Origin of the sequence: Thiohalomonas denitrificans (genome assembly GCF_016841685.1) — a bacterium.
GTDB classification, from domain to species: domain Bacteria; phylum Pseudomonadota; class Gammaproteobacteria; order Thiohalomonadales; family Thiohalomonadaceae; genus Thiohalomonas; species Thiohalomonas denitrificans_A.
Genome location: NZ_JAENYR010000095.1, coordinates 1 through 12441, shown reverse-complemented (window position 1 = coordinate 12441; position 12441 = coordinate 1). Strand labels below are relative to the sequence as shown.

Annotated in this window: 11 protein-coding genes; 6 read left to right on the top strand and 5 right to left on the bottom strand. The window is 61.9% G+C overall.

Annotated features, from left to right (window positions below):
- Positions 1–316 precede the first annotated feature (316 nt).
- The 3 genes from ligA to smc are packed head-to-tail and all read right to left on the bottom strand — an operon-like array spanning position 317 to position 6552.
- A complete protein-coding gene (ligA, locus tag Q7L05_RS15385) occupies positions 317–2338 on the bottom strand; it encodes an NAD-dependent DNA ligase LigA (protein ID WP_303908688.1) in 2022 nt (673 codons plus the stop codon).
- The gene (locus Q7L05_RS15380) at positions 2335–3030 is read right to left on the bottom strand and encodes a cell division protein ZipA C-terminal FtsZ-binding domain-containing protein (protein ID WP_303908685.1); all 696 of its coding nucleotides are present in this window, start codon (positions 3028–3030) and stop codon (positions 2335–2337) included. Before Q7L05_RS15380 ends, ligA begins: the two co-directional genes overlap by 4 nt.
- Positions 3031–3042: 12 nt before the next feature.
- Positions 3043–6552 carry a chromosome segregation protein SMC gene (gene smc, locus Q7L05_RS15375; RefSeq protein WP_303908682.1) on the bottom strand — a complete coding sequence of 1170 codons (3510 nt, stop codon included), beginning with the start codon at positions 6550–6552 and terminating at the stop codon, positions 3043–3045.
- Positions 6553–6733: 181 nt separating this feature from the next.
- On the opposite strand from smc, the gene queF reads away from it, so the two are divergent.
- Both queF and Q7L05_RS15365 read left to right on the top strand, forming a co-directional pair.
- Positions 6734–7123, top strand: coding sequence for a preQ(1) synthase (queF, locus tag Q7L05_RS15370; protein ID WP_303908678.1), 390 nt, complete (start codon positions 6734–6736; stop codon positions 7121–7123).
- A gap of 198 nt (positions 7124–7321) precedes the next feature.
- The gene (locus Q7L05_RS15365) at positions 7322–7744 is read left to right on the top strand and encodes an FGGY family carbohydrate kinase (protein WP_303908675.1); all 423 of its coding nucleotides are present in this window, start codon (positions 7322–7324) and stop codon (positions 7742–7744) included.
- Positions 7745–7934: 190 nt separating this feature from the next.
- Here Q7L05_RS15365 and Q7L05_RS15360 read toward each other — a convergent pair whose 3' ends face one another.
- Both Q7L05_RS15360 and Q7L05_RS15355 read right to left on the bottom strand, forming a co-directional pair.
- Entirely contained in the window at positions 7935–8219 is a 285-nt protein-coding gene (locus Q7L05_RS15360) for a hypothetical protein (protein WP_303908672.1), read from the bottom strand.
- Positions 8220–8252: 33 nt separating this feature from the next.
- On the bottom strand, positions 8253–8750 hold the full coding sequence (locus Q7L05_RS15355) for a helix-turn-helix domain-containing protein (RefSeq protein ID WP_303908670.1): 498 nt from the start codon (positions 8748–8750) through the stop codon (positions 8253–8255).
- Positions 8751–8923: 173 nt separating this feature from the next.
- Here Q7L05_RS15355 and Q7L05_RS15350 point away from each other — a divergent pair, with 173 nt between their 5' ends.
- The 4 genes from Q7L05_RS15350 to Q7L05_RS15335 all read left to right on the top strand — a co-directional run.
- Entirely contained in the window at positions 8924–9211 is a 288-nt protein-coding gene (locus Q7L05_RS15350) for a hypothetical protein (protein ID WP_303908666.1), read from the top strand.
- Positions 9212–9332: 121 nt separating this feature from the next.
- Positions 9333–9818 (top strand): hypothetical protein, encoded by a 486-nt coding sequence (locus Q7L05_RS15345; protein WP_303908663.1) that lies wholly within the window; start codon positions 9333–9335, stop codon positions 9816–9818.
- Entirely contained in the window at positions 9815–11803 is a 1989-nt protein-coding gene (locus Q7L05_RS15340; protein WP_303908660.1) for a DNA-binding protein, read from the top strand. The genes Q7L05_RS15345 and Q7L05_RS15340 overlap by 4 nt, the downstream gene beginning before the upstream one ends.
- Before the next feature lie 80 nt (positions 11804–11883).
- A partial coding sequence (locus Q7L05_RS15335; protein WP_303908659.1) for an AAA family ATPase occupies positions 11884–12441 on the top strand: 558 nt, incomplete at its 3' end.

The window sequence follows — 12441 nt, the reverse complement described above, 5'->3', positions numbered from 1 at the left end:
GAGCCGACGAGTGCAGGGAAGCACTCGGTAGAGCGAAGCAGGATGCCCGAGCCGACGAGTGCAGGGAAGCACTCGGTAGAGCGAAGCAGGATGCCCGAGCCGAGTAGGTCGAGTCTATTCTCGGACAGGCTCCTTGGTCCTTGTCACACGTCTAATGGCGCCTTCAGAGCCCCCGAGCGGCGTCAGGACAAGGCGCAGCGCGCAGCAATGGTCATCCCTTGTCAAGCGCTGCAACGCAGCACTGGCGTCGCTCGGGGGCTCCCTTCGGGCGAGGCGATAAGCGGCCATCTGGCGCCATTAGACGTGTGACAGGACACTAGCCTTCGAGCAGCTTGAGCATCGCCTCTTCATTGAGGACCTCGATCCCGAATTGCTCCGCCTTTTCCAGCTTAGACCCGGCATTTTCGCCGGCGACCACGTAGTCGGTACTTTTGGAAACGCTACTGGTGACCTTGGCGCCCTGCGCCTGCAGACGTGCTTTGGCCTCGTCGCGGGTCAACGAAGGCAGCGTTCCCGTCAGCACGAAGGTCTTACCCTCCAGCGGCCGCTCACCGGCCGGCGCCACCTCAGTCTTCTCCCAGCGCACGCCGTAGCGGAGAAGCTTGTCGATGACCTCGCGGTTGTGTGTCTGCCGAAAGAAACTGCGGATATGGCCGGCGACTACCGGGCCGACATCCGGTACCCCGAGGAGCTGCTCCTCATCGGCTTCCTCGATGGGTTCCAGATCGCCGAAATAGGCGGCCAGCGCCTGTGCGGTGGCCTCCCCGACTTCCCGGATCCCGAGGGCGTAGAGAAAACGGTCGAGGGTGGTTTGTTTGCTTGTTTCCAGTGCTGCAAGCAGGTTTTCGGCGGATTTACCTCCCATCCGCTCCAGCCCCAGAAGCTGCTCTTTGGACAGGGTATAGAGATCGGCCGGGTTGTGGATCAACTCCCGCTCCACCAGTTGTTCGATGATCTTGTCGCCCAGGCCGTCGATATCCATGGCCCGCCGGGAGGCGAAGTGCTTGATGCGCTCCTTGCGCTGAGCGGCACAGACCAGACCGCCACTGCAGCGGGCCACCGCCTCCCCGGGCTGCCGTACCACGTCGGAGCCGCAGACGGGACAGTGGCTGGGCAGTTTCGGGGATTCGGCACCTTGGGGACGCCGACTCTCAACCACCGAGACCACCTCGGGAATGACATCGCCGGCACGGCGAACCACCACCGTGTCACCAATACGCACATCCTTGCGCTCAATCTCGTCCACGTTGTGAAGAGTGGCGTTGCTCACCGTCACCCCCGCTACCTGCACCGGCTTGAGCCGGGCCACGGGCGTCAGGGCACCAGTGCGGCCCACCTGCCATTCCACGTCCCTGACAACCGTCATCTCCTCCTGGGCGGGGAACTTGTGGGCGATGGCCCAGCGCGGTGCGCGGGCGACAAAGCCCAGTTCGCGCTGCCAATCGAGACGATCCACCTTGTAGACCACACCGTCGATCTCATAAGGCAGCGCCTCACGACGCTCTCCGATGCTGCGGTAGTAGGCGAGACAGCCCTCCAGCCCCTCAACGACCTTCAGTTCGGGGCAGACGCGCAGTCCCCACTCCTTAAGTCGTTCCATGATGCCGCTGTGAGTGGCCGGCAACTCGCCATCATCGCTATACCCCGTTCCATAGCAGAACAAGTTCAGCGCCCGCTCAGCGGTGATGCGGGGATCGAGCTGCCGCAGACTGCCGGCGGCGGCGTTACGCGGATTGGCGAAGGCTTTGTCCCCTCGTGCCGCCTGGCGACGATTCAGGGCTGCAAAGCCCGACTTGGGTATGTAAGCCTCGCCGCGTACTTCCAGCAGCCGGGGCCAGCCTCGCCCCAGCAGTCGCAGGGGAACGGCTGGAATGGTGCGTACGTTCTGGGTGACATCCTCGCCCGTCGTGCCATTGCCACGGGTGGCGGCGCGCACCAGTCGCCCCTCTTCGTAGAGCAGGCTGATCGCCAAACCGTCGAGCTTGGGTTCGGCAGTATAGGCCACCATCTTGACGTTCAGACGGTCACGCACCCGGCGGTCGAAATCCGCCAGTTCCTCGTCACTGAAAGCGTTCGCCAGTGAAAGCATGGGGATAAGGTGCCGGACTTCGCCTAGTTCCCTGGCGGGTTTGGCCCCCACCCGTTGGGTGGGCGAATCCGGGGTTAACAGTTCCGGATGCTCGGCTTCCAGTTGTTGAAGTTCCCGGAACAGCCGATCGTACTCGGCATCCGGGATTTCCGGATCGTCGAGCACGTAGTAGCGATAGTTATGGTATTCAATCTGGCGGCGCAACTGAACAAGGCGCCGCTGCACCTCTTCCGGTTCCGTTCCACTCATCCCTGTTCTCCATCCTGCCCCACCCGGACGGCCATGGCCTTAAAACCGTGGGCCCTTTCCCGTAATTCCGTCAGTCGCGCCATTCCCAGCGGCTGTCGGCGCTCGTCACAGAGCTGCCCGCCGAGCTCGCGGTTAAACGTTTGGGCCGTTTCCAGCATCCGGTGAAACGCCATGACGCCATCCACCGGGGCGGGCAGTTGCAGGAAAAAAATGAGCCCTGGCGTTTCCAGCTCGGAAATTCGCTCCAGATCGAAGGTGCCGGGCTCCAGGGCGTTGGCCATGCCGAACCAGGGTAAGTCATTCACCCCTCCCGTGTCGGGAAAGTAGTGGAAAATATCCATCTGCCCCAAGTGAAGTCCCGAGTTCTTTGCCGCGGCCATGATCTCCGGCCCCTTGAAGACCGCTTCCGACGCCATGAGCGAAAGCACCATCACCACGTCCTCGGCCTCACCGGTGCCACCGGTTTCCCACATCTCCTCGATAGAGGGATCATCGCTGCGGGCGCTGAATCCCGTCCCGTCCCCAAGCTCCGGATACAGCTGGTCGGCGACAGAAAAGCCGTCCATTTCGAGTGGGTCATCGACACCCTGCGACTCTTCCCGGCGACCGCTCTGCAGCCGAGTTTCCCTGAAATAGATGCCCGCAATGAGCACCAGTCCGGCAATGATGAGGATAATTCGCAGAGTATCCATGGAGAGCTCGGTTCAGACGGCGGCCAGCTCTATGGCCTTATCCACGTCCACGGCCACCATCCGGGAGACGCCCGGCTCATGCATGGTGACGCCGGCCAGATGACCAGACAGCTCCATGGTGACCTTGTTGTGTGTGATAAAAATAAACTGTACCCGCTCGCTCATCTCCTTGACGAGGCTGCAGAAACGGCCCACGTTAGCCTCATCCAGAGGGGCATCCACTTCATCAAGCATACAGAATGGCGAGGGGTTCAGCTCGAAAATGGCGAATACCAGCGCCACTGCGGTAAGGGCCTTTTCCCCCCCTGAGAGCAGGTGGATACTGCTGTTCCGCTTGCCGGGCGGGCGTGCCATCACGGCGACACCGGTATCCAGCAGGTCATCGCCAATCAGCTCCAGGTAGGCATGCCCGCCGCCGAACAGGCGAGGGAATTTCTCCTGGAGACCCTTATTGACCCGTTCGAAGGTCTCTTTGAAACGGGTGCGGGTCTCGCGATCGATCTTCTTGATTGCACTCTCGAGCGTCTCCAGCGCCTCCATGAGGTCGGCGTGTTGGGCGTCGAGATAGTCGCGTCGCTGCGACTGCTGTTCAAATTCGTCAATGGCCGCCAGGTTAATGGGGCCCAATCGGGCAACGCGCTGGACAATATCGTCCACCAGCTTCTCCCAGGCGGCAATCTCTGCGTGATCCGGCAGCGAGTCAATCAGTTCGTTCAGCTCCTGATCGCTCTCGGTCACCTGCTCCTCAAGCGTCTGACGGCGGACTTTCAGCTCCTGCCAGCCCATGCGTTTCTGTTCCAGCTTTGAGCGGATCTCCTGCACCACCCGCTCCGCCTGAATGCGCTCGCCTTCTCTCTCACGCACTAAGTGGTCGATGTCTTCCACTCTGCGACGCGCCTCCTTGAGGCGAGCCTCCACCTCCATGCGGTGGGCGAGTTGCTGTTCCAGCTCCTCGTTCATTCCCTCTACTGGACTGCCGCCTTCGGCACGCGACATTTTCAACTCTTCGCGCCGTTCGGCCAGCTGGGTGAGCTGCTGTTCGGCACGCTCCAGGGCATGGCGGGTGGTCTCCAGCTCGGTACGCATGGTCTGAATCCTGATGGCCGTTTCCTGAGCGGCCTCGCGATCAGTGTGGGCGCGTTCGCGGCTCTGCTCCAGCATCTCGCGCAATTCGGCGCGACGCCGGGTCAGCTCCTCACGGAGTTGCGCCAACTCCTCCATCTCTTCCAGGGCGCGATGGAGTGTATAGTGGGCACTCTGTATGCCCTCTTCGGCCTCGGACTGGTGGCGTTTCAGCTCTTCGGCTTCGGCCTGGAGCCGATCGCGGCGCTGCTCAATCTGCTCAAGGCACGCCTGCTTGCCGGACAGTAGTGACTGCAACTCACTCACGATGCGGTTGGCTTCGGTCAGTTCCGACTGAAGCTGCTCCCGCTCCTCCTCCAGCTCCCGTTGGCGACCCCGACCCTCTTCAACCCGCCGGGCCAGCTCCTTCGCCTCACTCTCCAGCGTCTCGATACTCTGTTGGAGTTCTTTGAGTTCCTGCTCGCGGTGGAGGACGCCGGCGTGCTCATCGGAGTCGCGCACCACCCTCAGCCAATTGGGACCAATCCAGATACCGTCGCGGGTGATCACCGATTCGTGACCCGCCAGCCGGGCCCGCAACCCGAGAGCCGCATCGAGGTTATCAACACCGTAGACGCCATTCAACAAGCCATCGAGGGTACGCTCACCACTTACCCGGGTAGCCAAAGGCATACCCTTGGCCGCATCGCTGGCCACTACCGCAGCTTGGGTATCGAACAGGGTCAAAGCGCCGTGCTCCAGGCTTCCGAGCGCCCCCACCACCGGATCCAGACCCTCCACGCAGACCGCCTCCAGATGGGCACCAAGCACGCACTCGACCGCTTTCTCCCAACCTTCTGCCACCGACAAGCCCTCAGCCAGACGAGGCGCATCATGCATCCCACGGGCATCGAGCCAATCGGTAACGGCCCCCTGGCCCTTGCCGAGTGCCGCTTGCTGCAGTGCCTCCAGAGAGGCGTGCCGGCCCCGCCGGGACTGAAGTCGGGAGCGAATTTCATCCAGGCGCTTGCCATCTTCGCTGTTCTGCTCGCGCACTTGACCAATCTGGTCCAGGCAGGCGGAGCGGCGCTCCTGAATGGTCGCCAGTCCTATCTCCTGTTCCGCAATCTGCTCCCTGACCGTGGCGATCTCTTCCGCCAGGCGCTCCGTAGACAGATTGGCCTGCTCCTCGTCGATCCGTCCCAGGCGTTGCCCCAGTTGTGTAACCTGCTGCTCCAGCTGCTGGATCCGGGCGCGCTCGACCTGCGCGGTCTGGGAGGGTTCGGCGGCCTTTTGATTGAACTCCTCCCACTCGGCCTGCCAGCATTGCATCGCCTCTTCGGCCTCGGAAAGGGTCGCCGATGAGAGTTCAGCGGCGGCCTGCAATTCCTGGTGCGCCGGCCCCTGCTCATCGAGCCCCCGGGTCAGCTCTTCGATCTTGTTGCGGTCCATCTCCTGATGGAGCTGTGCCTCGTTCCAGGCCCGCTCCACCTGTCCCAGGTCGCGCTCCAGCTGCTGGTGGCGCTCCCGGGCATGCTGGATCGACTGCTCCAGACGCGCGATATCGGCGCCCACACCGTAAAATTCGCTCTGGATCTTGTTGAAGCCTTCGGTGGCCTCGACGTGCTCATCACGCTTGCGCTCGATCTCCGCCTCGGCACTTCGCTGGCGCGCCACTTGCGCCTCCAGCCCCGTCTCCTGCTCACGGATGTCGCCTTCCCGGTGCTCCAGTTCATGATTCAATTTTTTCCAGCGCAGCGCCTGCAGCTGCCCCTTGAGATGGCGCTCTTCGGCCTTGTATTCCTTGTAACGTTCGGCGGTGCGGGCCTGACGCTGCAGGTGGGCCAACTGCTTACCCAGTTCATCGCGCAGGTCATCCAGGCGCTCGAGATTATCCCGGGTGTGACGCATGCGGTTTTCCGTCTCCCGGCGCCGCTCTTTGTACTTGGAGATGCCGGCCGCCTCTTCCAGAAAGTTGCGCATCTCATCGGGCCTGGCCTCAATCAGGCGCGAAATGGTGCCCTGCTCGATGATGGCGTAACTGCGGGGCCCCAGGCCGGTGCCCAGAAAGATGTCGGTGATATCGCGCCGTCGGCAGCGGGAGCCGTTCAGAAAATAGGAGGATTGCGCCTCGCGCGTAACCACGCGCCTGATGGAAATCTCGTTGAAACTGGCATATTGCCCCGCCACGCTGCCGTCGGAGTTGTCGAACACCAGCTCAATGGAGGCCTGACCGACCGGCTTGCGCGAACTCGAGCCGTTGAAGATTACATCGGTCATTGAGTCTCCGCGCAGGTGCTTGGCCGAGCTCTCCCCCATCACCCAGCGCACGGCATCGATGATGTTGGATTTGCCGCAGCCGTTAGGCCCGACCACTCCGGTCAGATTCCCCGGCAATGAAATACTCGTCGGGTCCACAAACGATTTGAAGCCGGCCAGTTTGATCTTGCTAAGGCGCATATGCGGGCAAACCACCAAAAAAACGGTCAGAAGGAAAGGAGAGCGGGTGCTGATGGGCAGGGCAGCCGGGATACCGACCTTCGCTGGGCCGTTTTGATGCTCCGGTTCCCTCGTGCCCTTCGTGTGCCCGCCGTTTTCCGCTAGAATTCGGGGTCGATAACGCTACCATGAAAGACAGAACATGCCTACCCAGCCCAGCAAGACCCTGGAAACCTTCGATAACCCTACCCCAGAAAGGGACTATACCATTCGCATTGAGGTCCCGGAATTCACCTGTCTCTGTCCAAAGACCGGTCAGCCGGATTTCGCCACCATCTATATCGATTATGTCCCGGACAAGCGCTGTCTCGAGCTGAAGGCGCTGAAGCTGTATATCTGGTCCTTCCGCGAAGAAGGCGCCTTTCACGAGAAGGTGACCAACGATATGCTCGCGGACTTCATCGCTGCCTGCCAGCCCCGCTTTATGCGTGTGACCGGCCGCTTCAACGTCCGCGGCGGCATTTACACCAGCGTCACCGCCGAATACCGCAAGGAAAGCTGGCAATCGCCGCAACCGGTTACGCTGCCCTGAATCAACCGTCGGGTTACGGCAATAAACCGGCAGGATAACCACGGGGTGCACGGGGATCACGGGGCTTTCATTGAAAGAATCGGCATGGAGTATTGTGCCGGCTCTGCCTGGATTCTGTGTCCGGCTGGAATCCCGCCGGTTGAGACTACCTGTCGTCTGTTATTCTGATTGCTAATCCCCCGTCATCCCCGTGCACCCGTGGTAAAAGACCCTCTTTACATCGGCATCGATCTCGGCACCTCCGGCTGCCGGGCAGTCGCTATCGATCAACAGGGTGCCGTTGCCGGCGAGGCGCGGCTCGATCTGCCGGAACCGCTCCGCCGGGGGGCTGCAGTTGAGCAGGACCCGACCTGCTGGTGGCAAGCCGTCGACGAGGTGATATATGCCCTGTTGAAAAGCATCTCTTCTCGAGCCGTCAGGGCCATCGCTGTGGACGGCACCTCCGGTACGGTGCTGCTCACCGACCCCGACGGCCGTCCGTGCGGCAACGCCCTGATGTACAACGATAATCGCGCCGTCGCGGAGGCCAGACGAGTCGCTCACACGGCACCGGAGGAGTCCGCGGCCCACGGAACAGGGTCGGGGCTGGCCAAGCTCCTCTGGCTTGTGGCCCACATGTGAGGCGACAGTAAGGTTAGGAATAATGGGATTGGGCGGGATTGGTCGGGAATTCGTGGGACAGCCCGGCTAATCAACGATTTAGAAATGATCTGGCGCAGAGGCTGAACACGCCTGGTCTTGGGGTTTCGTCGGCGTCCTTGCCGTAAACGTCATGGTATTTGCGACGCGCACATGTTCCTTTGAGTGTCGCTTAAAAGCTCTGTAGTTGGCGTTTATCGGTGCCTTCGCGGTGAAGCTTTGTTTCCTGGATGTTGTCGTCGAATGGGGGCGGCAGTTCGAGGATACTGGCCGGTATCGGTGCGCGTGGTGTCTGTGGGGCCGCGGCTACCAGCCCCTCTTTATAGCCTGTGTAGTAGAGGGCTATACCACCGGTGGTGGTGCCGATACCGATGAGAACGCCGATTGTTAACAGGGCGGTCCCCTTGACCCCCTGCGCGTTGCCTATGATGGCCTGGATTTTTGTTTTTCTTTCCATCTGCTCTCCTTCCTTTGCCGATGCCCGGCATATCTAAGAGGCCAAGCTTACAAGCCTAACTATTTTCTCCTTGTCATACTTTATACCCGCTTCTTCGGATTCGGCAATCTCCTCGTAGACCAAGAGTATCAACTCGGCTTTTTTGGCCGGTTTCAGATGGAGGCCACGGTCGGTCAATACCTCCTCTATGGTCTCCACTACGTCGTAGAGCCGCTGCCGGTCTACACGGCCGAGCTGATGCTCGGTCGGCTCTGCGTCTGCCACCTTTGGTCCTATTCCGGTTGCAAGCCAATCCAGAGAAACACCAGCCGCTACCGCCAGCCGGGCAATCGCATCGAACGAAGGGCTTACTTCCCCTGCAATCCATCGGCGCAACGTATCCGAAGATATTCGCGCTACAGCTGATGCATTTTTTCGCGAACCTAGCGCGTCAGCTGCTGCAGCAATTCGCGATCCGATTCCTTCTAGCCGAATCGGATCGCCGATCCGATTCTGATCATCACGATCCGCTTCTGTTGAATTTCCTGTCATATCAAAACCTTACGGCGTAATACCGCATTTATTCGCGATTCCGCGAATCGGATCGCGCCAAAACCCCGAATTTATGCTTGCTAAGCACGAATATGTTCGTTATCGTTACGCCCCAGATAACGGCAAACGGCACACGCTAGGGCGTGGGCCACGTAACCAAACAGGTAATTGTAATGGACCACGCACAGATCACGAAGGCACTAGCCCGCGCCGGGCACAACTGGACCACGGCAGCGGCGGCGATCGGCAAGAGCCGAGCGGCCGTGTCCCGGGTCTGCAACCGCGAGATCAAGAGCCGCACGATAGCCCTTGGCGTGTGCGCACTTTTAGACGCACAGCCAGCCGAGATCTTCCCGGATGTGCCCGAATATGCGCAGCCGACACCGGCCGAAATGCGGGCACGACGCATTTCGGAGGGACGGAAAAAGGTGGAGGCCGCACTGGGGCGGCGGGTGGCGTAAGTCATGGTTCGGGTGCGTTCTCTCATCGCTGCGGTTCGTAAACAGCCTATCCAAGAGCACACGAACTGCGATAGGGCACGCGGCGCCTTCGTTTGGACGGCTTTGAACACGGGTTTATCCAATGGCTAAGCGGAATTGGAAACGGGTACGGCCTACTTCACTTCGGCACGCAATGGAGCTGTGTCTGGAGTACGCGAGGGAAAAGCAAAACCTTTCCGTCGACAACGTGGCCGACCTGATGGGGCTGCCCGCGAAGTGGACGCTCTACAAGTGGCTCGAGTCGGGGCGAATGCCGGCGATTCTGATCCGGCCGTTCGAACATGCCTGCGGGGCAGAGTTCATGACCCAGTACCTGGCGGGTTCGGCTCACAAGCTGGTGGTGGATATACCCAGCGGAAGGAAGGCAAAGCCGGCGGAGGTAAACGAGCTGCAGGGATCCTTTGCCGAGGCGGTCGGGCTGCTGATCAAGTTCTATGAGGGTGGCGCTCAAGTAGACGACACGCTGGCGGCGCTGGAGCACGTGGTCGGAGGCCTGGCCTGGCATCGGGAGAACGTCTCGAAGGTCGAGGCGCCGGAGCTTGGCTTGTTCGAGGAAGGTGACGCATGAAGGAGTGGTACAGCGCCGCCGAACTGGCCGGAATGCCCGGCATGCCCAGACACGCAAGGAACGTGAACATCATGGGAGAACGCGGGGAGCTGGAGCGCCGCCCCAAGCCTAAGGGAAAAGGCTGGGAGTACTCCGTCAGGACCCTGCCCTCCGAGACCCGCAATCACCTGCTACGCCAAACCACGGCCGAAGTCGCTAACCGCATGAGCGCCGAGCGGACCCTGCCGACAGTCGCCGAGGAGCGCTTGCAGGTGGCGGAGCTGACGGACGATCAACGTCAGGTTATGCAGGCGCGGTTGACTGTCTGCGCCATCGTCGAAGAGATATCGGCGCGGCATTCAGTGAGCCGGCGCGAGGCGATCTTCACCTTTTTGGCCGAGGCGAAAGCGGACGAGTTACCGCAAGAGATGCTCAGTACGTTGCGCACTGCCAACGCTGCGAGTGGCGGCAAGCGTCTGGCGACCGCATCCACCGTGTACCGCTGGTTTCAGAAACGGGATGCCGGCGGCACCGCCGCGATGGCCAAGAAGCGCCGGCCCAGGAGCGCGCCGCCATCCTGGCTGCCGCGGCTGCTGGCCGTGTACCAGCAGCCGCAGAAGCCGACGGTGGCGGCCTGCATCAAGGATTGGCCCAAACACTACCCGGATATACCGGCCCCGCACGTGCGTACCGCGCAGCGGCACATCGAGGCGATCCCGGTAGAGATGCGCGAGTGGGGCCGCATGGGCCGCAATGCCCGCCGCGCGGTGCAGCCTTTCGTGCGCCGGACCACGGACGGCCTGTGGCCGATGGATGTGGTGACCGTCGACGGCCACCTGTTCAAGGCCTACGTGCGCCACCCGCTGACCGGCCGCCGATTCCGGCCGGAGGTAACTACCTATCTGGATGTAGCCACCCGCAAGGCAGTCGGTTTTTCCGCCTGGATAGCGGAGAGCCAGTTCGCAATCTGGGGGGCCATGCGCGAAATGGTCCTGCACCCGGAGTGCGGCGTCATGGCCCTCCATTACTCGGACAACGGCGCCTACCGTGGCGAGCAGCACCGGGCCACGCTGGCGCGCATCGGCAGCACCCTCATGTTCTCCGAGGCGTACCGGGCCCAGGCGCGCGGAATGATCGAGCGGCTGAACAGCTCGGTCTGGGTGCCACTGGCCAAACGTTTTCCGGTCTACGTCGGCCATGACATGGACAAGGAAGCGGTAAAGAAGGCCTTGCAGCGAGCCGACGACGATGGGGCCAATCTGATGGCCTGGTCGGACTTCGTCGCCGAATGCCGCGAGGCCCTCGCTGAATACAACGACCGGCCGCACGGCAGCCTTGGCAAGCGCACACCCAACCAGGCCTGGCAGCAGGCCGTTGATGAAGGCTGGCAGCCGACCCTCCTGGAAGATGACGACCTGCATGACCTGCTGCCCACCTTTGAACGCAAGGTAAACCGCGGAGAGGTGTCCCTGCCCTGGGGGCGCTACTTCAACCACGAACTCAGCCTCTGGCATAGCCGCACCGTGCGTGTCGGGGTGAACCCAACCGACGGCAGCCGCGCCTGGGTCTCCGACGAGCGCGGCGCCCTCATCTGCATCGCCGAGCGCGATGCCAACGCCAAGCCCTACGTGCCCGAATCGATGCTGGAGCATGCCCGGGCCCAGCGAGAGCAGGGGCGGGTGTTGCGATTGGAACGGAAGCTGGACCAGGTGCGAGAGGAAGGGGCGGCGCAAATTGAGGCGCCTGTGCCACAACCGGTCGACCCGCACCTGCATGCCCGGACCGTCGCGGCCATCGAGGACGAACACAGCGGCGTGGCCGCCATAACCGACGAGCGAAAACTGCACGCCTATTGGTGGCGCATCAGGGACCGCATGGAATCGGGAGACACCTCCATGACCGAGGAGGACGAGCGGGGCTGCCGCATCTATTGGCAGTCCGCCCAGGCGCGCTCGATGGAAGAGCTCTTCGAGGATTTTGGACTGAGTGCCGAGGACTTTCAGTAGGAGGCCTTCCGGCGGGGCTGCCACCCCACCGGAAGGTAGATGCCGCGAAGCGGCCTAACCAGCAAAGGGGATCATAACAAATGCGGTATCGAATATTACCCGTCAAAAACGTCAGCCGCCTGAAGGCGGCCGGGGATGCCCTGGTGCAGCGCGAACCGGGCATGCCGGGCATGGGCCTCATCTGGGGCCCGACCGGATACGGGAAGACGACGGCCGCGACCTGGTTCATCAACCAGGTGCACGGGGTCTATGTGCGCGCGATCAGTCTCTGGTCACCGAAATCCATGCTGGCGGCGCTGGCGCGAGAGCTGGATCTCGATCCCAAGGGGATGAACAACGGCGAGACCCTGGAGGCGATCGTGCAGCGGTTGGCCGAAACCGGCCGACCGATATTCATCGACGAGGCCGATTACGTCGTCGAGAAGGCCACCCTCACCAACGCCCTGCGCGACATTCACGACCTCTCCACCGCGCCGGTGATCCTCATCGGCATGCACGGCATCGAGAAGCGCATCCGCAAAAACCCGCAGTTCACCGGGCGCGTATCGCAATGGGTCGCCTTCGAAGGGCTCGACATCGACGACGCCCGGCTGCTCGCCAACGGCCTGTGCGAGGTGCAGGTCGCCGACGACCTGCTC